General features: G+C 70.6%; 24 protein-coding genes. 14 read left to right on the top strand and 10 right to left on the bottom strand.

Going from position 1 to position 22,255, the window contains the following annotated elements:
• Window positions 1-56: 56 nt before the first annotated feature.
• Together ABZ477_RS06025 and ABZ477_RS06020 are read right to left on the bottom strand one after the other, a co-directional pair.
• Window positions 57-728, bottom strand: coding sequence for a TrkA family potassium uptake protein (locus ABZ477_RS06025; RefSeq protein WP_360129367.1), 672 nt, complete (start codon window positions 726-728; stop codon window positions 57-59).
• On the bottom strand, window positions 721-2,091 hold the full coding sequence (locus ABZ477_RS06020; RefSeq protein WP_360129832.1) for a potassium transporter TrkG: 1,371 nt from the start codon (window positions 2,089-2,091) through the stop codon (window positions 721-723). Before ABZ477_RS06020 ends, ABZ477_RS06025 begins: the two co-directional genes overlap by 8 nt.
• 207 nt (window positions 2,092-2,298) lie before the next feature.
• Here ABZ477_RS06020 and ABZ477_RS06015 point away from each other — a divergent pair, with 207 nt between their 5' ends.
• The gene (locus ABZ477_RS06015; RefSeq protein WP_360129364.1) at window positions 2,299-2,715 is read left to right on the top strand and encodes a metalloregulator ArsR/SmtB family transcription factor; all 417 of its coding nucleotides are present in this window, start codon (window positions 2,299-2,301) and stop codon (window positions 2,713-2,715) included.
• Between the two features lie 61 nt (window positions 2,716-2,776).
• Here ABZ477_RS06015 and ABZ477_RS06010 read toward each other — a convergent pair whose 3' ends face one another.
• From ABZ477_RS06010 to ABZ477_RS06000, 3 genes are all read right to left on the bottom strand, one after another.
• Window positions 2,777-3,193 (bottom strand): hypothetical protein, encoded by a 417-nt coding sequence (locus ABZ477_RS06010; protein WP_360129361.1) that lies wholly within the window; start codon window positions 3,191-3,193, stop codon window positions 2,777-2,779.
• Between the two features lie 128 nt (window positions 3,194-3,321).
• The gene (locus tag ABZ477_RS06005; protein WP_360129358.1) at window positions 3,322-4,116 is read right to left on the bottom strand and encodes an ABC transporter permease; all 795 of its coding nucleotides are present in this window, start codon (window positions 4,114-4,116) and stop codon (window positions 3,322-3,324) included.
• Window positions 4,113-5,102, bottom strand: coding sequence for an ATP-binding cassette domain-containing protein (locus ABZ477_RS06000; RefSeq protein WP_360129355.1), 990 nt, complete (start codon window positions 5,100-5,102; stop codon window positions 4,113-4,115). Before ABZ477_RS06000 ends, ABZ477_RS06005 begins: the two co-directional genes overlap by 4 nt.
• Window positions 5,103-5,185: 83 nt before the next feature.
• Between ABZ477_RS06000 and ABZ477_RS05995 the strand changes: the two genes are divergently transcribed.
• From ABZ477_RS05995 to ABZ477_RS05975, 5 genes are all read left to right on the top strand, one after another.
• The gene (locus ABZ477_RS05995; RefSeq protein ID WP_360129352.1) at window positions 5,186-6,118 is read left to right on the top strand and encodes a TetR/AcrR family transcriptional regulator; all 933 of its coding nucleotides are present in this window, start codon (window positions 5,186-5,188) and stop codon (window positions 6,116-6,118) included.
• Between the two features lie 104 nt (window positions 6,119-6,222).
• On the top strand, window positions 6,223-6,414 hold the full coding sequence (locus ABZ477_RS05990) for a helix-turn-helix domain-containing protein (RefSeq protein WP_360129349.1): 192 nt from the start codon (window positions 6,223-6,225) through the stop codon (window positions 6,412-6,414).
• 82 nt (window positions 6,415-6,496) lie between these two features.
• Window positions 6,497-6,595, top strand: coding sequence for an AURKAIP1/COX24 domain-containing protein (locus ABZ477_RS05985; RefSeq protein WP_003792170.1), 99 nt, complete (start codon window positions 6,497-6,499; stop codon window positions 6,593-6,595).
• 61 nt (window positions 6,596-6,656) lie between these two features.
• Entirely contained in the window at window positions 6,657-6,950 is a 294-nt protein-coding gene (locus ABZ477_RS05980; protein WP_360129346.1) for a rhodanese-like domain-containing protein, read from the top strand.
• Window positions 6,951-6,984: 34 nt separating this feature from the next.
• Complete coding sequence (locus ABZ477_RS05975) at window positions 6,985-7,236, top strand: glutaredoxin family protein (RefSeq protein ID WP_360129343.1); 252 nt, start codon at window positions 6,985-6,987, stop codon at window positions 7,234-7,236.
• A gap of 8 nt (window positions 7,237-7,244) precedes the next feature.
• Here ABZ477_RS05975 and ABZ477_RS05970 read toward each other — a convergent pair whose 3' ends face one another.
• On the bottom strand, window positions 7,245-8,033 hold the full coding sequence (locus tag ABZ477_RS05970; protein ID WP_360129340.1) for a tyrosine-protein phosphatase: 789 nt from the start codon (window positions 8,031-8,033) through the stop codon (window positions 7,245-7,247).
• 142 nt (window positions 8,034-8,175) lie between these two features.
• Here ABZ477_RS05970 and ABZ477_RS05965 point away from each other — a divergent pair, with 142 nt between their 5' ends.
• On the top strand, window positions 8,176-8,715 hold the full coding sequence (locus tag ABZ477_RS05965; protein ID WP_360129337.1) for a hypothetical protein: 540 nt from the start codon (window positions 8,176-8,178) through the stop codon (window positions 8,713-8,715).
• Between the two features lie 165 nt (window positions 8,716-8,880).
• Here ABZ477_RS05965 and aspS read toward each other — a convergent pair whose 3' ends face one another.
• Window positions 8,881-10,221 carry an aspartate--tRNA(Asn) ligase gene (gene aspS, locus ABZ477_RS05960; RefSeq protein WP_360129334.1) on the bottom strand — a complete coding sequence of 447 codons (1,341 nt, stop codon included), beginning with the start codon at window positions 10,219-10,221 and terminating at the stop codon, window positions 8,881-8,883.
• A 98-nt stretch (window positions 10,222-10,319) separates the two neighbouring features.
• Between aspS and ABZ477_RS05955 the strand changes: the two genes are divergently transcribed.
• The 7 genes from ABZ477_RS05955 (at window position 10,320) to ccsB (ending at window position 16,528) form a co-directional block, all read left to right on the top strand.
• Window positions 10,320-10,982: a DedA family protein gene (locus ABZ477_RS05955; RefSeq protein ID WP_360129331.1), complete on the top strand. Its 663-nt coding sequence runs from the start codon at window positions 10,320-10,322 to the stop codon at window positions 10,980-10,982.
• A gap of 33 nt (window positions 10,983-11,015) precedes the next feature.
• Window positions 11,016-11,504 (top strand): DUF6264 family protein, encoded by a 489-nt coding sequence (locus ABZ477_RS05950; protein ID WP_360129328.1) that lies wholly within the window; start codon window positions 11,016-11,018, stop codon window positions 11,502-11,504.
• Between the two features lie 39 nt (window positions 11,505-11,543).
• Window positions 11,544-12,173 carry a histidine phosphatase family protein gene (locus tag ABZ477_RS05945; RefSeq protein WP_360129325.1) on the top strand — a complete coding sequence of 210 codons (630 nt, stop codon included), beginning with the start codon at window positions 11,544-11,546 and terminating at the stop codon, window positions 12,171-12,173.
• A gap of 55 nt (window positions 12,174-12,228) precedes the next feature.
• Window positions 12,229-12,861: a TlpA disulfide reductase family protein gene (locus ABZ477_RS05940; RefSeq protein ID WP_360129322.1), complete on the top strand. Its 633-nt coding sequence runs from the start codon at window positions 12,229-12,231 to the stop codon at window positions 12,859-12,861.
• Window positions 12,858-13,685 carry a cytochrome c biogenesis protein CcdA gene (locus ABZ477_RS05935; RefSeq protein ID WP_360129319.1) on the top strand — a complete coding sequence of 276 codons (828 nt, stop codon included), beginning with the start codon at window positions 12,858-12,860 and terminating at the stop codon, window positions 13,683-13,685. Before ABZ477_RS05940 ends, ABZ477_RS05935 begins: the two co-directional genes overlap by 4 nt.
• A gap of 13 nt (window positions 13,686-13,698) precedes the next feature.
• Window positions 13,699-15,345, top strand: coding sequence for a cytochrome c biogenesis protein ResB (locus ABZ477_RS05930; protein WP_360129316.1), 1,647 nt, complete (start codon window positions 13,699-13,701; stop codon window positions 15,343-15,345).
• Window positions 15,346-15,460: 115 nt separating this feature from the next.
• A complete protein-coding gene (gene ccsB / locus ABZ477_RS05925; RefSeq protein WP_360129313.1) occupies window positions 15,461-16,528 on the top strand; it encodes a c-type cytochrome biogenesis protein CcsB in 1,068 nt (355 codons plus the stop codon).
• On the opposite strand, the gene ABZ477_RS05920 is transcribed toward ccsB, so the two are convergent.
• The 3 genes from ABZ477_RS05920 to ABZ477_RS05910 all read right to left on the bottom strand — a co-directional run bounded on the left by ABZ477_RS05920 (window position 16,521) and on the right by ABZ477_RS05910 (window position 22,224).
• Window positions 16,521-17,018, bottom strand: coding sequence for a nitroreductase/quinone reductase family protein (locus ABZ477_RS05920; protein ID WP_360129309.1), 498 nt, complete (start codon window positions 17,016-17,018; stop codon window positions 16,521-16,523). The two genes, ccsB and ABZ477_RS05920, sit on opposite strands and share 8 nt — an antisense overlap.
• A gap of 212 nt (window positions 17,019-17,230) precedes the next feature.
• Complete coding sequence (locus ABZ477_RS05915) at window positions 17,231-19,288, bottom strand: YhgE/Pip family protein (RefSeq protein WP_360129306.1); 2,058 nt, start codon at window positions 19,286-19,288, stop codon at window positions 17,231-17,233.
• The gene (locus ABZ477_RS05910) at window positions 19,285-22,224 is read right to left on the bottom strand and encodes an MMPL family transporter (RefSeq protein ID WP_360129303.1); all 2,940 of its coding nucleotides are present in this window, start codon (window positions 22,222-22,224) and stop codon (window positions 19,285-19,287) included. Before ABZ477_RS05910 ends, ABZ477_RS05915 begins: the two co-directional genes overlap by 4 nt.
• Between the last annotated feature and the right edge of the window lie 31 nt (window positions 22,225-22,255).

The following is a 22,255-nucleotide window of genomic DNA, read 5'->3' as shown; positions in this document are numbered from 1 at the left end:
TCACGGCGCGGCGTGTTGAGGACATAGGGGCGTTCTCGCGAATGCCCGGCGGTGCGTCAGCGGTCGAGCGCTGCGAACCGCTCGATGTCGGTGTTCGTGCCGGACACGATGATGAGGTCGTGGTTGGTCACGACGGTGGTCGCCTCGGCGTAGCGGAACGGCTTGCCCGGGCTCTTCACGCCCACGACCGTGACGTTGTACTTCGAGCGGACGCCCGATTCGTTGAGGCCGACGCCCCGGATGAACTTCGGCGGGTACATCTTGGCGAGCACGAAGTCGTCGTCGAAGCGGATGAAGTCCAGCATCCGCCCGCTGACGAGGTGGGCGACGCGCTCGCCGGCCTCGCGCTCGGGGTAGATGACGTGGTTGGCGCCGACCCGGGCGAGGATCTTGCCGTGCGACTGCGAGACGGCCTTGGCCCAGATCTGCGGCACCTTGAGGTCGACGAGGTTGGCGGTGATGAGGACGGATGCCTCGATCGACGAGCCGACGGCGACGACGGCGACCTGGAAGTCCTGCGCGCCGATCTGCTTGAGCGCGTCGATGTTCTTGGCGTCGGCCTGCACCGTGTGGGTGACGCGCTCCGACCACTTCTGGACGAGCTCGAGGCTCTCGTCGATCGCGAGGACCTCGCGGTCGAGCCTGTCCAGTTCGCCCGCACAGGCGGCGCCGAAGCGGCCGAGGCCGATGACGAGGACGGGTGCGTCGCCGCGGATCTGCTCAACCAACGATCGGCCTTTCCACCGGCAGCGAGTACAGCTGCGAACGGGATGTCGCGGCCACGGCCGCGGCGAGTGTCACTGTACCAACGCGGCCCATGAACATCGTCAGCGCCATCGCGTAGATGCCGACGTCGGGGAGCTCCGCGGTGAGGCCCGTCGACAGGCCGACGGTCGCGAAGCCCGAGATGACGTCGAAGAGGACGTCTTCGACGTGGGCCTTCGTGACGTGCGCGATCGTGATGGTCGAGAGGGCCACGATCGTCGCGCCCCACGCGACGACCGAGAGGGCGACGCGCTGGACGTCGCTCGGGATGCGGCGGCCGAACGCCTGCACCGACTGACGCCCCTTCGCCTCCGACCACACGGCCAGGGCGAGCACGGCGAGCGTCGTGACCTTGATGCCGCCGGCCGTCGAGGCCGATCCGCCGCCGACGAACATGAGCATCGATCCGACGACGAGGGACGAGCCGTGCAGGTCGCCGATGTCGACGACCGAGAACCCGCCGGACCGGGTCATCGCGGACAGGAAGAACGACTGGAACACGGTGTCCCACGCGTTCATGCTCCCGAACGTCTCGGGGTTGTCGTACTCGAGGGCGAGGAACGCGGCGGCGCCGGCGAAGAAGAGGAGGACGGTCGTGATGAGCGTGAGCTTGACGTGCAGCGACCACTGGCGCACGTGCCACTGGTGGCGCCACAGCGCGAGGATCACGGGGAACCCGATCGAGCCGAGGAAGACGCCCGTCATCATGACGGTGAGGAAGAAGTAGTCCTGCGCGAACGGCTCGAGCCCGCCCGCGTTGGGCGTGAAGCCCGTGTTCGTGAACGACATCGCCGCGTAGTACGGCGCCTCCCACAGGGCGGTGAGCGGGTCCACCCCGCCGATCAGCAGAGACGGGTACATGAGGATCGCCAGGCCGGCCTCGATGATGAGGGTCGACAGTGCGACGGTGCGCAGCAGGAGGCCGACCTCGCCGAGCCGGACGGTCTGCCCCTCGTTGACGGGCCCGCCGTGCGCACGCATGGGGTTGGTGTCGCCGGCCGCGATGAGCTTCGCGCGCAGCCCGAGGCGCTTGGAGATGATGAGGCCCAGGATCGACGCGAGCGTCAGGACGCCGAGGGCGCCGACGTTGACGCCGATGTAGATGACGACCTGGCCGAAGCCCGACCAGTACGTGCCCATGTCGACGGTCGACAGGCCCGTGACGCATATGGTCGAGACCGCAGTGAAGAGGGCGTCGGCGAAGGGCGCGCGGTCTCCGGATGCTGTCGCGGCAGGCAGCGAGAGCAGGAACGTGAACAGCAGGATGAGCGAGGCGAAGACCAGGACCGCGAACCGCGCCGGCGAGGACGTCGTGAGCGACCGCATGTCGTCGTAGAGGCGCGCGAAGAACCTTCGGAGCCCGAAGCGGGAGAACGGGCTGACGGGATCCGCAGCCATTCCGCGCCCTCCCTTCGACTCGCTCCGCTCGCTCGGGACGGCGCTTTGGATTCGATCCGGCCCGGCTCAGGACATCGCCTTCGCGGCGGAATCCCAGTCATGGTACTCCGGCAGGCGCGCGGCTAGTCTGTCGACATGGCGGACATCTTCGACGTGATCGCAGACGGCACACGGCGCGAGATCCTTCAGCTCCTGCTGTCGCGCTCCGCCGACGGCGAGAAGGGCACGAGCGTCTCGCACATCGTCCACGAGCTCGGTGTCAGCCAGCCGACCGTCTCGAAGCACCTCAAGGTGCTGCGGGAGGCGTCTCTCGTCTCAGTCCGCGAAGAGGGCCAGCACAGGTACTACAGCCTGTCGCCGGCACCCCTGGACGAAGTCGACGACTGGCTCGTCCCGTTCATCGTCGGAGAAGAGGAGGAGGAGATCATCCTCCCGCTCGCAACGCCCGTACTTCCGGACTCCGCGGCACATGCGGCCGAGGTGGTCGGCCGGGCCGCGGCATCCGCCAAGCACGCCGTCGCGAACGCGTTCAAGAAGCTCCCCGGGCGCTGAGTCTCGCGGGCGTCCCCGGCTGACGCCGGCGTCGCTGACGCCGCGGGAGCAGCATCCCGTCTCAGGTGCCGGGAGCGTCCTGCCCGTCGTCCTGCCGGTTCGGGCCGAAGGGGCCGCGCTCGCCGTCCTCCCAGCCGGGAGGCAGCTGACCGTCCTGCCCGCCGGGACCGACCATCGTCCACGACGATGCCGCGTGGTGCGAGCCGAACCACCAGCCGACGGCGGCACCGCCCGCGAAGGTCGCACCCAGGAGCACGACTCCGCCGACGATCGAGCCGACGATGAGTCCGACGTGCGACTTCCTCGCGGGCGGGGGAGTGGGATGCTGCGCCCACGGTCCGCTCGGCGGCACCTGTCCGTACGGGGGGACCTGTCCGTAGGGCTGCGCGTAGCCGCCGTCGTGTCGCGTGAAGTCCTCCGGATGCGCGGGCGGGACGCTGGCCGGCTGCCCTGCCGGCTGAGGGTGCTGTTCGCTCATGCGCATAGTGGAGCGCACACCCTCATGCGCATGTGGAGAGCGGGCTATGGATCCGCTGAAGATCCACAGCCCGCCCTCGATCGCCGGCCAGCGCCGGCCCGCCCTGCGATACGGCGCTTCGCGACCACTCAGGACACCGCCTTGCGCTTGAAGAGCCAGGCGCCCCACACGAACGACACCGCGAGGATGAGCACGCACCAGAAGAGCGCCCACGCCGGCTCGGTGTCCAGAGGCGTCCCCATCAGGAGGCCGCGAATCGTCTCGATGATGGGAGTGACGGGCTGGTTCTCGGCGATCCACTGGAGCCAGTCCGGCATCGTCTCGACCGGGACGAAGGCGCTCGAGAGGTACGGCACGAACAGGATGATGAAGCCGTAGCCGTTCGCCGCCTCCGGGCTGCCTGCCGCGAGCCCGATCGCCGCGAACAGGTAGGTGATCGCGAGGATGTAGAGCGCGATGACGCCGATCGCGCCGATCCAGCCCCAGACGTCGGCGGTCGGTCGGAATCCCAGCAGCAGCGCGACGCCGATGACGACGGTCGTCGCGAGGAGGTTGCGCACGAGGCTCGCCACGACATGGCCCGTCAGGACGGCGCTCGAGCGCAGCGGCATCGTGCGGAACCGGTCGATGATCCCGCGCTTCATGTCGTTCGCGACGTACACGGCGGTCGACGACGCGCCGAACCCCGCGCACAGCAGGATGATGCCCGGCACGACGTAGTCGACGTAGCCGCCGGACGGATCGATCGCCCCGCCGAACACGTACGTGAACAGCACCATGAGCAGGACGGGGAGCATGATCGCCATGAGCAGCGACTCGCCGTCGCGCAGCGAGTGGGTGAGGCTCCGGCGGACGAAGACGCTCTCGGCGACGAGCCCGCCGATGCGCGGACGGGCGAGCTGGGGCGTGGACACGGCGGTCACGCGGACTCCTCGAGGTGTGCGGCGCGGTGCGCCTGGGCGGGTGCGAATTCAGGCGAATCGGCGGAATCAGGACGTTCTGGCGCCGAATCGTCCTGACCGTGCGGAATCGCCTGAATCGGGGATGCCGAGCCCGAGGTCACGGACAGGAAGACGTCGTCGAGCGATGGCCGGCGGAGGGTCACGACGCCTTCCGCGCCCGACTCGTCGAGGATGTCGAGCGCTCGCCGCAGGCCCGAGACGCTGCCGTCGGTCGCGACCTCGCGGACGATCGCGTCCCTGTCATCGCGCAGCTCGACGACGTCGCCGCCGATGCGGGCCTTGAGCTCGGACGGCGTGCCCTCGGCGACGATCCGGCCGTCGTGCAGCACCGCGATGCGGTCGGCCAGGCGATCGGCCTCCTCCAGATACTGCGTCGTGAGGAAGACGGTCGTGCCCGCGTCGGCGAGCGAGCGGATGACGTCCCACAGCTCGAGCCGGCTGCGGGTGTCGAGGCCGGTCGTGGGCTCGTCGAGGAAGAGCACCTCGGGGGCCACGACGAAGCTCAGCGCGAGGTCGAGCCTGCGCCGCATGCCGCCGGAGTAGGCGCCGACGCGCTTGGCGGCGGCATCCGTGAGATCGAACCGGGCGAGCAGCGCGGACGCGCGCGTTCTCGCGGCCCGCGGATCCAGGCCCGACAGGCGGCCGAGCATGATGAGGTTCTCGGTCCCGGTCAGGACGTCGTCGACGGCGGCCGACTGGCCCGTGAGGGCGATCCGGCGCTTGACCTCGACGGCCTCGGCCACGACGTCGAACCCCGCAACTCTCGCCGACCCGGCGTCGGGGCTCAGGAGCGTCGTCAGGACCGAGATCGTCGTGGTCTTGCCCGCGCCGTTCGGACCCAGCAGCGCGAAGATCTCGCCGCGCGCGACATCGAGATCGAGCGCCTCGAGGACGGTCTGAGCACCGAACGACTTGCTCAGACCGCGGACGGTGATGGCGGCATCCATGCATTCCTCCCGACTGTGTATGCTAGAAACTGTTTATGACGATAACACACTGTTTACGCTGTATACAGTCATAGACTCGGGTCATGTCCGACACCGTCGAGCCCGACCTCCCGCGCGGCATCGCGCTCGCATGGGGCATCGCCGCCGATCCGCAGCGCGGTCCCAAGCGCGAGATGAGCGTCGAGCGGATCGTCGAGGCCGCCGTCGCGATCGCGGATGTCGAGGGGCTCGGCGCCGTGTCGATGGCCGCCGTCGCGGCGCGGCTGGGCTACACGCCGATGTCGCTGTACCGCTACGTCAGTGCCAAGGACGACCTCGTCCTGCTCATGCAGGAGGAGGCGACGGGCCTGCCGCCGGAGCCGGGCGACGAAGCGGGCGGCTGGCGCGAGAGGCTCGAGGAGCTGTACCGCGCGCAGGTGCTCCTCTACATGCGCCACCCGTGGGTGCTCGACATCCCGATCAGCGGCTCGCCGATCACACCCAACAGTGCGGCGTGGATGGATGCCGGCCTCGCGGCGCTCGTCGGCACGTCGCTCTCGCACGACGAGCGCCTCGCGGTCATGCTCGCGATCACCGGCCAGTCGCGATGGTGCGGCTCGGTGCTGGCAGGCTATGCGCGGGTGGCGCGCGAGACCGGCGTCGACGACGCCTCGATCTCGCAGCGTGAGGACCAGCTGTACCGCTCGCTCATCACGGGCGACGCCTACCCGTTCCTGCGCGATGCGATCGACGCGGGCGTGTTCGTCGACGACTCCGATCCCTTCGCGTACGGCCTCGAGCGCTTCCTCGACGGTGTCGCCGCCTACATCGCCCAGCTCGAGGCGGGAGGTGCCCACGCGCCCTCCAGAGGGTGGGTCAGCGATCCGGATGCCGAGCTCGCTGCCGACAAGCGGTTCCGCGACGCCCGCAAGTCGGTGCGCGACGCCGAGCGGGCGCTGCGCGACGCGCGCAAGCACGAGCGTCAGGCGGCCCGCGAGGCGGCGGAGCGGCTCAAGCGCGCTGGGGCGAGCGGCTGACCACGTCACAGGAATCACATCAGCAACACCGGTTTACACGCGTCCCGCGCGGGATCTAGAGTGTCTCCAGCACACGCGTTGCGCTTGGGGGAGAGTGAGGCACCATGGCCGAGCTGCCGAACGTGCGGTTCCTGACGGTCGCCGAGGTCGCCGAGCTCATGCGCGTGTCGAAGATGACGGTCTATCGTCTCGTGCACGCGGGCGAGCTGCCGGCGGTGAGGTTCGGACGCAGCTATCGCGTGCCCGAATCGGCCGTCACAGAGGCCCTGCAAAGGCCGGTCGCGGACGTCGGCTAGACTAGTCCGAGGCATTTTTCCGTATTTGCTCGTTCCCGGGCGCGCCGAGCGCGTCCAGACCCCTGATCTAGTGAGGTTTTCCGTGGGTTCTGTCATCAAGAAGCGCCGCAAGCGCATGGCGAAGAAGAAGCACCGCAAGCTGCTTCGCAAGACTCGCCACCAGCGCCGCAACAAGAAGTAAGCGGCCAGAGCACCAAGCGCCTGTCTCCGGACGGGCGCTTCGTGTCTGCCGGGAGGGCATCATGCAGACCATCACCGTCCACGAGCTGCGCGCTCGCACAGACGTCCCGCTCATCGACGTCCGCGAGGCCGACGAGTTCGCCGCCGGCCACGTGCCGGGTGCCGTCAACCTCCCGATGTCGACGCTCGGCGACCAGCTCGACCAGCTTCCCGACGGCGCCTTCGACGTCATCTGCCAGGTCGGCGGACGCTCCGCCCGCGTCGTCCAGGCTCTCGAGGCGCGCGGCTACGACGCGACGAACGTCGAGGGCGGCACGGGGGAGTGGGCCGCCGCGGGGTATCCGATCGAGCGCTGAGCCGAGGCCGGCCGGGCGCTCGTACGATGGATCGGTGACGACCCTCACCCTCATCGGCAAGCCCGACTGCCATCTGTGCGACGTCGCGCGCGAGATCGTCGAGACGGTCGTCTCCGAGTTCCCCGAGGACCGCGTCGTCGTCGAGGAGCACTCGATCCTCGATGACCCGTCGCTCTACGAGCAGTGGTGGGAGAAGATCCCGGTCGTCCTCATCGACGGCTCCCTGCACGGCCACTGGCGCGTCTCACCCGACCGGCTCCGCGCGGCCCTCGCCGCCGCCCCCTGAGCTGCGGCTCAGCCGGCGAGGCGGGTCTGCAGCGCCGTGAGCTCGTCGTCGTCGAGCCCGCCCGATCGCAGGTAAGCGGCTGCGCTGCCGTGCTCGGCCTCGATCCAGTCCAGCGCGCGCTCGATCTCGGTCGCGGGGGAGCCCGCGACGAGCGTCTGCAGCGGCGGCGTGAGGGGGATGCCGAGCTGCGCGAGCATCGCGTACATGCCCTCCGCCCAGGGGCCCGCGAGGTTGCCGGCCGAGGCCGCGTAGTCCGCGACGACCGCGGAGCGCTCTGCGCCCGCGGCGCTCAGGAGAAGCGCGGTCGCGACGCCGGTGCGGTCCTTCCCGGCTGTGCAGTGCACCAGGACCGCCGTCGGCGCGTCGTCGGTCGAGACCGCGACGAGCCGGGCGGTCGCGGCGAAGGATTCGGCGCCGTGCTCCAGCATCCCGACGTAGATGTCGCCGAGTGTCGGCAGATCCGTCGCGGCGGCTGCGACGGTCGCGGCATCCGCCGACGTGGCCGCCTGCATGGCCTCGCCCGCGAGCTGACCGAGGTCGCCCTCCAGCAGCGGCAGCTCGATGAGCCGGACGGGCCGCGTCGCGGGGAGGCGGTCGGGCGCCGACTGCCGCTCCTTCGGCGTGCGGAAGTCCACGACGACGCCGATGCGCGTCGCCGCCAGCGCGTCGACGCCCTCGGGTGTGAGCGCGCCGAGGGCGTCCGAGCGGTAGAGCACGCCCGGCCGCGTCTCACCGCCCCCGGTCAGGGCGATCCCGCCCGTGTCGCGGAAGTTGTACAGTCCCTCGATCCTCGCCACGCCCCCACCCTAGGGGTCCTCCGGGTGGGCCGCGCCGTACTCCGCGACGGACGCATCCGGAGCCTGAGTACCTGTACGCGCCCGAGCCGGAGGGCTATTCTCCACACCAGTGGGGATCCTTCACCCGTGAAGGGGGGCCGCCGTGAGTCGCGACTTCTTCTGCGTCAGCACGCTGCGAAACGAGTTCTGGAATGTCGTCCCCAGCCTGTACGGCTGGATGGTCGTCAGCTGCACCGGAACCGGCATGGGCGCGGCCACGATCTTCGAGCGCGTACCGCTCGGCGACAGTCGCTACGCCTTCCGGAACGGCGCCAATTACGTCTCGCTCGCCGCCGACGGCCTGCTGAACGTCTCGGCGACAGGGATCGGCGATCCGGAGACGTTCCTCGAGATCGCGCTCGGAGACAACTCCGCCCTGCAGGCGAGCAACGGCAGGTTCCTCTGCGCCGAGGGAGGCGGCGGGCGCGAGCTGGTCGCCAATCGCGGTCAGATCGGCGAGTGGGAGACCTGGCGGTACGTCATCCCGCCGCGAGAGCTCGTGGAGCAGCTGTACCCCGACGCCTTCGCCGACCCGCGGGCGGACCCGAACGCCACCCACACCCTCGGCAAGCGCCGCCGCCGCATCCTCGGCGACGAGCGACTCGACGACGAGCGCCTCGACCGGGATCGGCTCGGCCCGTAAACACCTCGGCCAGGCTCGCTCCGGCGCGCCGAACTCCGGCTGAGTGCGACACGAGCGGCCCCGGGCGGGACCAGGCCCGGCGTGTCGCCCCCGACAGCAGGAGTTGGGAACGCTCGCGGAGGCCGTGAGCGTCAGGGGGCGAGGCGCGTCGGACCGCGGGAGCGGTCAGGGGGCGAGGCGCGTAGGGCCTCTGAAGAGATACGTGACCTCGCGGATCGAGTCCTGTCCGAGCAGCAGCATGAGCACGCGCGCGAGGCCCATGCCGAACCCGCCGTGGGGCGGGGCGCCGTAGCGGAAGAAGTCGAAGTAGAAGTCGAGGTGCTCCGGCAGGAGCCCCTTCTCCTTCGCCTGCTCGATCAGGACGTCGACGCGGTGCTCGCGCTGCGCGCCCGTCGTGATCTCGACCCCCTTGAAGAGCAGGTCGTAGCTCTTCGTGAGCCCCGTCTCCTCGTCCCGCATGTGGTAGAACGCGCGGATCTCGGGGTGGTAGTCCGTGATGAAGACGAACTCGTGCCCGTACGTCTCGAGCACGTGCGCCGAGATCTGGCGCTCGCCCTCGGGGTCGAGGTCGCCGTCGGTGCGGGGGATCTCGTAGCCGCGGGCCTTGACGATCTCGCGCGCCTCGGCGAGCGGGATGCGCGGGAACGGGATGCTGGGCACCTGCACTTCGAGACCGAAGAGCTCCTCGATCTCGGCGCCGTGCTTGTCCTTGACCGCCTGGATGCCCGCGGCCAGGAGCTCCTCCTGCATCGCGGCGACATCGAGGTGCGAGTCGATCCAGCTGATCTCGGCGTCCACCGACGTGAACTCGGTCGCGTGGCGCGACGTGAACGAGGGGTCGGCGCGGAAGGCCGGGGCGATCTCGAAGATCTTGCCGAAGCCGGCGACCTGCGCCATCTGCTTGAAGAACTGCGGCGACTGGGCGAGGTACGCCGTCTTGTCCTCGAAGTACGGGACCTCGAACAGCTCGGCGTTGGACTCGGAGGCCGAGGCCATGAGCTTGGGCGAGTGCACCTCGATGTAGTCGCGCTCGATCCAGTACGAGCGGAAGGCGTGCTCGAGCGTCGTCTGGATGCGGAAGATGAGGTTGTTGCGACGCTGGCGCAGGTCGAGGAAGCGCCAGTCCATGCGCTTGTCCAGGCCCGAGTCGGCGGCGATGGGCGTCTCGGGGAGAGCCTCGGACGCGATGTCGAGCGTGCCGATCTTGATCTCGACGCCGCCGAGCTTGACGCGCTCGTCGTGCTTGAGCTCGCCGCGCACCGTCAGGAACGTGCCCGTCGAGAGGTTCGAGATCGTGTCGGTGAGCGCGAGCGCCACGGCATCCTGCGCTGTGCCGTCCTCCGCCGGACGGGTCGCCGGGTTGACGAGCTGGACGGCGCCGGTCTCGTCGCGCAGGATGACGAACTGCACCTTCTTCTGATCGCGGACGGTCTCGACCCATCCGGAGACGGTCACGGGACCGTCGGCAAGACCCTGCAGCTGCTGGACGAGAACGCGTTCACTCACAAGGGTCCAGCTTACTTGGACCTCATTCACCGGATTTCTTCACGCCCGCGTAACGCGTACACAGGTTCTCGCAACCTTGCCTGCATAGCGTCGAAGGCATGACGACGACAACCGATGGCTCCTGGCTCACCGCGCTCGTCGACTGGGCGGTCTCGCTCATGGAGCTCGTCGGGCCCGCGGGAGCGGGCCTGGCGATCGCCCTCGAGAACGTCTTCCCCCCGCTGCCGAGCGAGGTCATCCTGCCGATGGCGGGCCTCGCGGCCAGTCGCGGCACCTTCACTCTGTTCGAGGCCCTCTTCTGGACGACCCTCGGCTCGATCGTGGGCGCCTTCCTCCTCTACGGGCTGGGGCGCTGGTTCGGCGCGGCCCGGCTGCGGGCCGTCGCGGCCAGAACGCCGCTCCTGCACCCCGAGGACATCGACCGCACGGTCGCGTGGTTCGAGCGGCACGGCGCCAAGGCCGTCTTCTTCGGACGGATGCTGCCGATCTTCCGGAGCCTCATCTCGATCCCCGCGGGCGTCACGCGGATGCGGATGTGGAGGTTCGGCCTCCTCACGGCCGCCGGCAGCCTGCTCTGGAACGCCATCTTCGTGCTCGCCGGTTTCTTCCTCGGAGAGTCGTGGCACGTCGTCGAGATGTACGTCGACGTCCTCCAGTACTTCGTCATCGCGGCCTCGGCGATCGGCGTCGCGTGGTTCGTGTGGGCCCGCACGCGGGCGCTCCTGCGCCGACGAGGGGATGCCTCGCCGGCGAGCGACTGACGCGCCGTGGCGGAGCATCCCTAGGATGACGACGTGACCACGCCGCCGCCCGTCCCGCCCGCAGGCCAGCCCTCGTACGGAGAGCCCGCGCCGGCACAGCCGTCGGGCTATCCCGGCTCCGCCGCGCAGCCGGGCCCGCCGGTCGCGGGAGCTCCGTACGCACCGCCGCCGGCCCGCCCGCCGCGACAGCCCGTGCAGCTGTGGGACGTCATCCTCACGATCGTGCTCCTGGTGGGCCTCGTGTTCGTGACGGCGTTCGCGTCCTTCGCGGGCGTCTTCCTCGTGATGGCGTCCGACTCGTGCGGAGCGGTCGGCGAGTGCAACAGCGGCCTCATCGTCATGGGGTGGCTGGTCGGGATGCTGCTTCCCTGGGTCGTCCTGATCGCGACCGTCACCGTCGCCGTCGTCTTCATGGTCAAGCGCAAGCTCGCCTTCTACCTGCCGCTCATCGGCGCCGTCGCGGTGGGCGGAGCGCTCGTCCTCGGGTTCGCCCTCGCGGGAGCCGGCGTACCGGCATCCTGACCCCCCGGCGGGGTGGAGCCCCGGCCGTAGACTGAGCCCGTGCCTGCCGAACGCCTCCATCTCGTGCGCCATGGCGAGGTCCACAATCCCCGTCGCGTCCTGTACGGCCGGCTGCCGGGCTATGGGCTGAGCGAGGACGGCCGCCGCATGGCGCAGCAGGCCGCTGACTACGTCGGACGGCTCACGCGGCCCGTCTCCGGCCTCGTCTGCTCGCCGCTGCAGCGCACGCGCGAATCGGCCGAGCCGTTCCAGGAGAAGTTCGGGCACGAGCCCGTCATCGACGAGCGCGTCATCGAGCCGACCAACAGGTTCGAGGGCCGGCGCATGGACCGCGCGCTCATGAACCCATGGAACTGGCGCCACCTGACCCAGCCGGCCCTGCCGAGCTGGGGCGAGCCGTACGCCCAGATCATCTCCCGCATGGACGCCGCGATGAGGGATGCCTGGGCCTCCGTCCCCTCCGGCGACGTCGTGATCGTCTCGCACCAGCTGCCCATCTGGGTGACGCATCTGTGGGTCATGGGTCTGCCCTCGCGGCACGACCCGCGTCGCCGCCGCTGCGCGCTGTCGAGCGTCACGAGCTTCGACCTGCACGACGACCGCTGGGTCGAGGTCGGCTACGCCGAGCCCGCGTCGACCGAGGGCGCGATCGACGTCGGAGCCGTCTGACGCGTCCAGCCGACGCTCAGCCGGCCCACAGAACCCGCCCACGTAGACTGGCTGGGTGCCTGCCGAACGCCCTCTTTCCGTGCGCCTTCGGCGTCCTGCGTGGCGGGGAGCAGCATCCGTCCTGGCGATCGCGACGCTCGTCGCGGGACTCGCGGCCTGCAGCGCCGACCCGCTCGCCGAGCAGTACCGCGCCGGCGACAACAAGGGGTTCATCGCGGGCGACTCCCGCGTCGTCGAGATCGACCCGGAGGACCGCGGCGAGCCCGTCGTGTTCACGGGCGCGACCGAGACCGGCGCGACGGCCGCGAGCGACGACTACGCCGGCGGCGTGCTCGTCGTGAACTTCTGGTACGCCGCGTGCGGTCCCTGCCGCGCGGAGGCGCCGCTCCTCGAGGAGGCCTACGCGTCCTTCGAGGGGCAGGATGTCGCGTTCCTGGGCGTCAACACGAGCGATTCGGCGGATGCCGCAGCCGCCTTCGCCGAGAAGTACGGCGTGACCTACCCGAGCCTCATGGCGGCCGAGGACGGCGCGATCAAGCTGTCGTTCGCGCAGCAGACCCCCCTCAACGCGACCCCCACGACCCTCGTGCTCGACAAGGAGGGGCGCGTCGCGGCGCGCATCATCGGGCAGCTGCTGGATGCCTCGATCCTCGAGACGCTCGTGCGCGACACGCTGGAGGAGGCGTGAGCATCGACGCCGTCATGGCGGGCGGCGCGCTGTGGGTCGCCCTGCCGATCGCGCTCCTGGCGGGCCTGCTGTCGTTCCTCTCGCCGTGCGTGCTGCCGCTCGTCCCGGGGTACCTCGGGTTCATCGGCGGCGCCGTCCAGCCCCGGCGGCCCGCCGAGATCAGGACGAAGCGTCGGGATCAGGACGGTGTCGCGGCATCCGTCCTGACTTCGGCGCCGTCTCCTGAAATCGACCCGACCGCCCCGACCAAGTCGCGCCTCCTGCTCGGGGTCCTGCTCTTCATCGCCGGGTTCACGGTCGTGTTCATGGCCGTCACGATCCTGGGCGGCACCCTCGGGCAGTTCTTCCTCGCCTACAACGAGGTCATCACGCGCATCCTCGGCGTCGTCGTGATCCTCCTCGGACTTGTCTTCATCGGCGTCTTCGGCTTCGCGCAGAAGACCGTCCACCCGAAGGTGCACAGCAACCTGGGCCTCATCGGCGCGCCCCTGCTCGGCATCGCTCTCGGCATCGGCTGGACGCCGTGCATCGGCCCGACGCTCGCGGCGATCCTCTCGGTGTCGTGGAACCTGGGCGACCCCGGCCGGGCCGCGCTCCTCGGGCTCGCGTACTCGCTGGGCCTCGGCATCCCGTTCATCCTCCTGACGCTCGGATTCGGGTGGGCGACGCGCTCGGTCGCGTTCCTGCGCCGTCACATCCGCGCTGTCAACATCGTGGGCGGCGTCCTGCTCATCGTCCTGGGCGTGCTCATGGTGACGGGCGTCTGGACGGCGCTCATGACCCAGCTGCAGGGGGTGTTCACGAGTGTCCCGCTCCCGCTCTGAGGCTCCCGACACAGTGGACCCGCTTCGCCCGGCCGATCACGCCGACAGCGAGGGTGACGTCACGCAGCCCGCGCTCGGCGTCGTCGGCTGGCTCCGCTGGGGCTGGCGCCAGCTCACGAGCATGCGGACGGCGCTCGTCCTACTGCTCCTGCTCGCGATCGCCGCGGTCCCCGGATCGATCGTCCCGCAGCGCAGCGCCGACCCCAACGGCGTCACGCAGTATTTCGTCGACAACCCCGAGCTCGCCCCTGTCCTGGACAACCTGCAGCTGTTCGATGTGTACGCGTCGGCGTGGTTCTCGGCGATCTACATCCTGCTGTTCGTCTCACTCATCGGCTGCGTCATCCCGCGCACGAAGCACCACTGGAAGGCGCTGCGCGCACGCCCGCCGCGCACGCCAGCACGCCTCGGCCGCCTCGACGACCACCGCGAGTCGCTCATCGAGCTGTCCGCCGACGAGGATGCCGCGGCCGAGGCGTCCCGGGTCATCGACCTCGCGGCGGACCAGCTGGGGCGTGCGGGATACCGCGTCGAGCGCTATGAGTCCGGTGCGGCGACCTCCGTCTCGGCGGAGCGCGGGTACCTGCGCGAGACGGGCAACCTCGTCTTCCACAGCGCGCTGGTCGGCGTCCTCCTCGCTGTCGGGATCGGCGGCGGCTTCACCTACACCGGCCAGACCGTCATCATCGAGGGCCGGACGTTCGTCAACACGATGCTCGACTACACGTCGTTCAACCCGGGCCGGTTCGTCGACGAAGAGCGCCTGACCCCCTACTCGCTGACCCTCGACGAGTTCGATGTGAGCTACGTGCCGGCGGGCGAGCAGGGCGCGGGTCAGGCCGGCGACTTCGTCGCGCACCTGCAGACGCAGTTCGCGGGAGACCAGGCGCACGAGGGCGAAGTGCGCGTCAACCACCCGCTCGAGATCGCGGGCGACCGCGTCTACCTCATGGGCAACGGCTACGCGCCGCACATCACGATCCGCAACGCCGACGGCGACGTCGTGTTCAACGATCCCGTTCCCTTCCTCCCGCAGGATGCCAACATGACCTCGCTCGGCGTCGTCAAGGTCGCCGACGGGCTGCCCGAGCAGCTCGGCATGGTCGGCTTCTTCTACCCGACGCAGTTCCAGCTCGAGTCCGGGGCCTTCACCTCCGCCTACCCCGCGCTCGTGAACCCCGTGCTGACGCTCAACGTCTATGCGGGCGACCTGGGCATCGACGACGGCACACCCCGCTCCGTGTACACCCTCGACCCGACCGGCATGACGCAGCTCACGGGCGGAGAGACCGGCGTCGACTCGATCGAGCTCGCGCCCGGCGAGACGCAGGACCTCCCGGACGGCTTCGGCACGATCACTTTCCAGGACGACGCGCCCGACGACGCGCAGGGCTACGAGGATTCCGTCAAGCGCTACGTCTCACTCTCGCTGCACCGCGACATCGCCGCGCCCTGGGTCCTCGGCTTCGCGATCCTCGCGCTGCTCGGCCTGCTCGCCGCGCTGTTCGTCCCTCGGCGCCGCATGTGGGTCAAAGCGACGCCCGACGGCCACACGCTCCGCCTCGAATACGCGGGCCTCGCGCGCGGCGAGGACCCGACCCTCGCCGCCGCGGTCGACGACCTCGCGCGGCGCCACGCCGGCGCGCTCGACAACCGCTGAGCCACCCTGCCGTGCGCGAGACTTCACGAACGGGGCACGACACGCCGGTGAGCGGCCCCGTTCGTGAAGTCTCGCGGAGAGTGGGCTGAGAGCCCCCGCACCTAGACTGGAAGCCATGCCCGAAACACTGTCGCTCGACTCGGTGTCCGTGCTCCTCGTGTGGACGGCGATCGCCGTCTACGCCCTCGCGTTCGTCGCGTACGCCGTGGACCTTGCGCGCCGCGGCGCGCAGGCGGCGGACGAGAAGGATGCCGCGCAGCTGCGTGAGCGCGAGCTCGTCGGGGCCGCGCTCGGCGGTGCAGGCATCGCCGCGCAGAGCCGGCAGGCGTCGCCCGACGACGCCGTCGAGGCCCGCCTCGGCAGTCGTCAGCGACTCGTGTGGGCGCGCATCGGGACGTCGCTCACGGTGCTCGCGTTCCTCTTCCACCTCGCGGGGACCATCACGCGCGGCATCGCCGCAGGCCGGGTCCCGTGGTCGAACATGTACGAGTTCGCCCTCACCGGGACGCTCCTCATCGTCGCGGTCTACCTCGTCGTGCTCTTCCGCTACGACCTGCGCTTTCTCGGCGCGCTCATCACGGGCATGGTCGTGCTCCTGCTCGGCGGCGCGACACTGTCCTTCTACGTCGAGGTCGTGCCGCTCGCCGACCCGCTCAAGTCGATCTGGCTCGTCATCCACGTCTTCGTCGCGTCGCTCGCGACGGCGCTGTTCGCCCTCGCCTTCGGCCTCTCGGTGCTGCAGCTCATGCAGGCCCGCCGCGAGCGCAAGGTGCTCGCCGCGAGTGTCCCTTCACGACTGGCCTCGACGGGTGCGGACGCGGATGCTGTCGCCCCGAAGACCGGCCCGCGGTTCCTGCGGACGCTGCCGACGGCCGAGAAGCTCGAGTCGCTCGCGTACCGCTTCGCGATCCTCGGCTTCATCTTCTGGACCTTCACGCTCATCGCGGGGTCGATCTGGGCGAACGACGCGTGGGGACGCTACTGGGGCTTCGACACGAAGGAAGTCTGGACGTTCGTCATCTGGGTCCTCTACGCGGGCTACATCCACGCGCGCGCAACCCGTGGGTGGCGCGGCAGCCGTTCCGCGTGGCTGTCGATCGTGGGCTTCGCCGCCGTCATGTTCAACTTCACGATCGTGAACATGTTCTTCAAGGGCCTCCACGTCTACAGCGGCCTCAACTGACCTCTTCCGTGGGCGCGAGCACCACGACGGGCGTCTCGCGCGATCGCAGCGCCGCATGCGCGTCGAGGCTCCCGCCGTCCTCGAGAGCCCTGTAGAGGGCCCACAGTCGTTCGCGCTCCGATCCCGTCGCCTCGTGCGCCACGACGCGCCGGCTTCCGCCCGGGAGGTCGACGGAGGCGTGCGGCCGAGCCCGCAGGTTGAGCCACCACGCGGGCGGCGGATCGCCCCATCCGTTCATCGCGAGCGTGACCAGGTTCGGGCCGTCCTCGAGATAGGCGAGGATCGCGACGCGCGGCTCGCCCGTGCGGCGGCCCACGGTGTGCAGCCGCATCATGCCGTACACCGTCCTGGAAGGCGGTCGCAGGCCGAGCCTGCCGCCCGTGACACGGTAGATCGCTCGGTGCACGACCCACGCCGTGCGGATGAACCACCGCGGCGGGAGCCGCCCCGCCTCGCCCCGCGCCCGGCCGTCCTGTTCGTCGGAGGTCATGCCCCCGATCCTCGTGGACCTGCGGCCGCGCGACAATCGGCCGATCGGCCGGTGGTCTCGACCGATCGGCCGATGCAGAGCCTTCGCCGGCATCTGCGACCCCGCATCGACAGGTCGACCACGCATGTGGCGGGCCGATCGGACGGCATCGACCTGCCGATGCGTGGTTGACCTGTGAATCGGGGACCGCCGCGCGAACGGCGGCCCCCGGGTCAGGCGGAGGCGGGGGAGGGGCTCGGCGCGCTGAGCGGGGCGGGTCCGGATGCCGCCAGCAGCGTCCGGGCCGTGATCGTGCGCCGCCGGGCCACCGCGAGCGTCGTCACGACGAAGGCGAGGACGCCCCAGATCGCAAGCCCCGCGAGCCCGGCGCCGACGCCGCCGGCCGCTGTCAGCGCCGCGACCATGCCGTTGTAGGCCGGAGCGGTCGGCAGGAGCGCCGCGATCGAGGCGAGGAGGGGCGGAACCGTCGAGACGACGCCGGTCGCGATCAGGAACGCGCCGACGAGCGCCGAGATCCAGCGTCCCGCACCGCCGAACACCGCCACGAGGGCCTGGTTCACTGCGGCGAACGCGACGCCCGCGGCGACGCAGATGCCGGCGAACACGGACCACTCGGCGAAGTCGTACGACGCCGCGATCTGGACGATGCCCGCCACGAGCACGCCCTGGACCGCGCCGATCGCCGCGGCCGGGCCGAAGGCGCGCAGCGCCAGGAGAGCGGACGGCGCGCGGGACGCGAGCGAGCGCCGCGAGACGGCCTGCAGCGCGACGAACGTCGCGAGAGCGCCGAACCACAGCGCCGCTGTCGCAAGCAGCGGGATCGCGGACTCGCCGAAGAGGCTCGTCGAGTTGCCCTCGGCCGCGACGGGGTTCGACACGACGTCGGCGAGGCTCGCGGCCTCGGTGTCGGTGTAGGCCGGGATCTGGTCGGTCGCGGTCGCAAGGCCCGTCGCGAGCTGGTCGGTGCCCGACGCGAGCTGCGCGACGCCGTCCGCCAGACTCTGGGTGCCCGTCGCGAGCTGGTCGCCGCCGTCGCTGAGCTGCGATGCTCCGGAGGCGAGCTGGCGCGCCCCGCTCGCGGACTGCGTCGTGCCCGCGGAGAGCTTGTCGAGGCCGTCGGCGAGGCCGCGCGCGCCGCCCGCGGCCTCCGTCAGCCCCGAGCTCGTCTTCGTCATGAGCTGGGCGATGCCGGTCTCGGTCCCGCTCGCGTAGCCGCTCGCGTAACCCGCGCTCGTGGCTGCCGTGCCGGCATCCTGCGCTGCGACGCCGAGGCTGCCCGCGAGGAGGCCCAGCTGCCCGCAGAACTCCGGGGAGGCGCCGGACGTCGCGCACTGGGCGTAGAGTCCGCCGAGCTGCTGCGCGAGGCCGAGCGGGTTCTCCTCGTCGGGCTCGGGATTGCCGAGCGTCAGCGCGAGGGCGAGAGTCTCGGACGCGGCATCCGACGCGTACGTCGAGGCATCGTTCGCGGCATCCTTCAGCTCCTGGCTCTGCACGCCCTGGGCGGCGAGGTCGAGGCCCCCCGCGAGGTCGCGGGCGCCGTTCGCGGCGCCGCTGATGCCGCCCGCGATCTGGTCGAGGCCGCCGGCGAGCGACGTCGCGCCCGTCGAGAGCGACCCCGCGCCGTCGGCGAGCTGCGTCACGCCGGCCGGCAGCTGGGCAGCGCCGTCCGCGGCCTTCTCCGCTCCGTCGGCGAGCTCGCGGGCGCCGCCCGCGGCCTCGCCGAGCTGGTCGCCCAGCGTCGTGAAGCCCAGGAAGACGTTCTCGAGGTACACCTGCGAGAGCTGCTCGCCCATGATCGACGCGGCCGCCTGTGTCACCTGCGCCGTGATGGCGCTGTCGACGATGAGCGCATCGGGCGCGGTCTGCACCTCGATCGTGGCCTGCTCGGGCGTTCCGCCCGGCGCCGTCGAGGTCGCCGCCGCCGAGAAGTTCTCGGGGATCGTCACGATCGCGTCGTAGGTCCCGTCGGCCATGCCCTCGGCCGCGTCGTCCGCGTTCGAGATCGTCCAGGTGAGGTTGCTGTCGAGCTCGTCCGAGCCCTCGACGAGCCCCGCCGTCAGCTGCCGGCCGAGGGGCACGAGCTGGTCGTCGATCGTGACGGGCTCGTCCTCGTTCACGACCGCCGCATTGATCTGGTCGAGCCGCTCGGCGGGGTTGTACAGGGAGGCGACGAGGATGCCGCCGATCACGACGGGCAGCAGCAGCACGCCGATGATCGTGATCCAGGTGACGGGCTTGCGCGTGCGCGCGCGTTCGATCGGGAGGCTCATGCTTCGTCTCGCTTTCCCTCGCTCAGGACGGGGGTTCGGTCTTGCTGCCGCTCGCTCAGCACAGGTGCGATCACCTCGGGGGAGAGGGCGGACGTGCGGGAGAGGTCGAGTGTCGTCGCGTTCGCGCGGCCGGCCTCGGAGAGCAGGGCGTGCGCGACGGCGGGGTCGGCTGCCGAGACGAGGACCGTGACACCGGCCGCGTCCCGCAGCATCCCCGCCGCCTGCGTGCGCTCGGCGTGCGTGAGGGCGTCGACGCCGTCGATGACCACGAGGGAGGTCCGTCCGCGCAGGGCGCGGCGCAGCTCGTCGAGCGGGTCCGGTGAGCCGTGCAGCAGCGCGACGCCGACGTGCGCGCGCACCCACGCGCCGCGCTCGGGCAGCAGGTGTCCCGCGACGCGCAGCCGGCCGCCCGTCGGCGCGATGCGCCCCGCGACCGCGAGCAGGAGTCCCGTCGCCGACGCGGGAGAGGATGCCGTCACGACGAGCGAGTCGCCGGGCTCGAGCTGGACCGAGACATCCGTGAGGAGCGTCCTGCCCTCGTCCGAGACGTCGAGTTCCTCCGCCACCACGACGGCCGTCGAGTCGGGGCCCGGCCAGTCCGCGAGTGCGAGCTCGCGCTCGACGGCCTCGCCCTCGATGTCGAAGTGCGGCAGCGCGCGGTCGAGCCAGCGCGGGATCCACCAGGCCTTGTCGCCGAGGAGCGCCATGACGGCCGGCACGAGGGTCATGCGGACGATGAAGGCGTCGATCGCGATGCCCGCCGCGAGACCGAGGGCGATGGGCTTGATCGCCGTGTCGCCCTCGGGGATGAAGGCGGCGAAGACCGCGAACATGATGACGGCGGCGGCCGTGACGACGCGGGCGGACGCTGTGAACCCCGAGCGCACGGCGCCCACGGCCATCGCGCGGTCGCCCACGCCGCCGCTGTCGCGGCGTTTGTGGACGTAGTCCTCGCGCATGCGCGAGACGAGGAAGACCTCGTAGTCCATCGCGAGGCCGAACAGGACGCCCATCAGGATGATCGGCATGAAGCTGATGATCGGCCCCGTCTTGGCGACGTGCAGCGCATCGCCGAACCAGCCCCACTCGAAGACGGCGGCGATGACGCCGAAGGCCGCGAGGACCGACAGCAGGTAGCCGAGCGCCGCCTTGATCGGCACCCAGATCGAGCGGAACACGATCGTCAGGAGCACGAGCGAGAGGCCGACGACGAAGAGGCCGAAGGGGAGGAGCGCGCCGCCCAGGCGGTCGGAGATGTCGATCGCGACGGCCGTGAAGCCCGTCACCTTCAGGTCGACGCCGTACTCCTCGAGCCACTCGTCGTGATTCGAGCGCAGCTCCCGCACGAGGTCGGCGGTCGCGGGGTCGTCGGGCGCCGTCTCGGGGACGAGCTGGACGATCCCCGTGTCGGCCGTCTGGTTCGGCACGGCCAGCGCGACGGTCTTGACGCCGGGGATCTCGCTCACGACGTCGCCGAGGTCCTCCATGAGGCCGAGCGGGTCCGTCGAGGTGACGATCGTCCCCGTGAGGATGAGAGGGCCGTTGAAGCCGGGGCCGAAGTGCTCCGACGTGAGGTCGTAGGCCTGCCGCGCTTCGCTCGTCTCGGGCTGCATGCCGGCGTTCGGGAGGGCCAGCCGCAGGCTCGCGGCCGGGATCGCGACGATGCCGAGGCCCACGACGACGGCGATCGTCGTGATGATCGGATGCCGCGTCACCCCGCCGACCCAGCGCTCGGCGAACCCGCGGCGCTCCGCTGATTTCGGTCGTTGAGCGAGGCGCGAAGCCCCGAGACGAAACGCCTCGGAGTCCTCCGGCACGGCGGGAGCAGCATCCAGCTCCGCGTAACTCGTGGGTTCGGCGCGTTTCGTCTCGCTTCGCTCGCTCAACGACCGAGATCCGCGTCCACGGCGCTTCCAGCCGATGACGCGGCCCTTCGCGAAGCCGAGCAGGGCAGGGGAGAGCGTGAGGGCGACGAGGACGGCGATCGCGACGGCGACCGAGGCCGCGACGCCCATCGTTGTGAGGAACGGGATGTTCGCCAGCGACAGGCCGATGAGGGCGATGAGGACCGTCACACCGGCGAAGACGACGGCAGAGCCCGCCGTGCCCGTCGCGCGCGCGGCCGATTCCTCGGGGTCGACGCCCGCGCGGACCTGGTCCTGATGCCTCGCGATGATGAACAGGGCGTAGTCGATGCCGACCGCGAGCCCCAGCATGATCGCCAGGAGCGGGGTCGTCGACGAGATCGACGCGAAGGCCGTCGACACGAAGATGAGCGAGATCGCGAGCGCGACGCCGATGAGGGCTGTCACGAGGGGGAACCATGCGACGGCGAACGAGCGGAACGTCACGATGAGCACGAACAGCGCGATGAGCACGCCGACCGCCTCGACGATCGAGATCGCGGGCACCGACTGCGAGTAGAGGTCGCCGCCGATCGCGACCTGCGAGCCCTCCGGCAGTGAGTCCTCGAGGTCGGCGCTGACGTCCGCGAGCTCTTCCTTCGCCTCGGGCGACACGTCCGTCGCCTGGCCGTCGAACTGCATGCGGATGATGGCGGCCGAGTCGTCGTCCGAGACGAGCCCCGAGACGAACTCGTTGAACGGGTCGGTCACGGCGAGCATGCCGTCGAGGTGTTCGAGCCGGTCGATCGTGTCGGCGATCGCCGAGGCGTAGGACTCCTCGTCGATCTGGTCGCCGTCCGCGGCGACGACGACGAGCTGCGCGCTCGTGCCGCTCGCCTCGGGGAACGAGCGGCTCAGCTGCTGGATGCCCGCCTGCGCCTCCGTCCCTGGGATCGAGAACGTGTTGTCGGTGCCCTGCATGAAGACCGCCGCGCTGCCGCCGGCGATCCCGAGCAGCAGGAGCCAGCTGACGAGCACGCGCCACGGGTGGCGGTAGGACCAGCGCCCGAGCGCGTAGAGCAGTGTGGACACGAAGCCTCCGGACTGTGCGATTCCCCGACTG

The sequence above is a fragment of the Microbacterium sp. NPDC019599 genome, from assembly GCF_040632175.1.
GTDB lineage: Bacteria > Actinomycetota > Actinomycetes > Actinomycetales > Microbacteriaceae > Microbacterium.
This window is presented reverse-complemented; position numbering and strand designations above follow the sequence as displayed.

Coding starts and splice junctions, on each gene's coding strand:
- ABZ477_RS06020 (WP_360129832.1), bottom strand. CDS start 2,091: ATGCGGTCGCTCACGACGTCCTCGCCGGCGCGGTTCGCGGTCCTGGTC.
- ABZ477_RS06015 (WP_360129364.1), top strand. CDS start 2,299: ATGGCGGACATCTTCGACGTGATCGCAGACGGCACACGGCGCGAGATC.
- ABZ477_RS06010 (WP_360129361.1), bottom strand. CDS start 3,193: ATGAGCGAACAGCACCCTCAGCCGGCAGGGCAGCCGGCCAGCGTCCCG.
- ABZ477_RS06000 (WP_360129355.1), bottom strand. CDS start 5,102: ATGGATGCCGCCATCACCGTCCGCGGTCTGAGCAAGTCGTTCGGTGCT.
- ABZ477_RS05995 (WP_360129352.1), top strand. CDS start 5,186: ATGTCCGACACCGTCGAGCCCGACCTCCCGCGCGGCATCGCGCTCGCA.
- ABZ477_RS05990 (WP_360129349.1), top strand. CDS start 6,223: ATGGCCGAGCTGCCGAACGTGCGGTTCCTGACGGTCGCCGAGGTCGCC.
- ABZ477_RS05980 (WP_360129346.1), top strand. CDS start 6,657: ATGCAGACCATCACCGTCCACGAGCTGCGCGCTCGCACAGACGTCCCG.
- ABZ477_RS05955 (WP_360129331.1), top strand. CDS start 10,320: ATGACGACGACAACCGATGGCTCCTGGCTCACCGCGCTCGTCGACTGG.
- ccsB (WP_360129313.1), top strand. CDS start 15,461: ATGCCCGAAACACTGTCGCTCGACTCGGTGTCCGTGCTCCTCGTGTGG.
- ABZ477_RS05920 (WP_360129309.1), bottom strand. CDS start 17,018: ATGACCTCCGACGAACAGGACGGCCGGGCGCGGGGCGAGGCGGGGCGG.
- ABZ477_RS05915 (WP_360129306.1), bottom strand. CDS start 19,288: ATGAGCCTCCCGATCGAACGCGCGCGCACGCGCAAGCCCGTCACCTGG.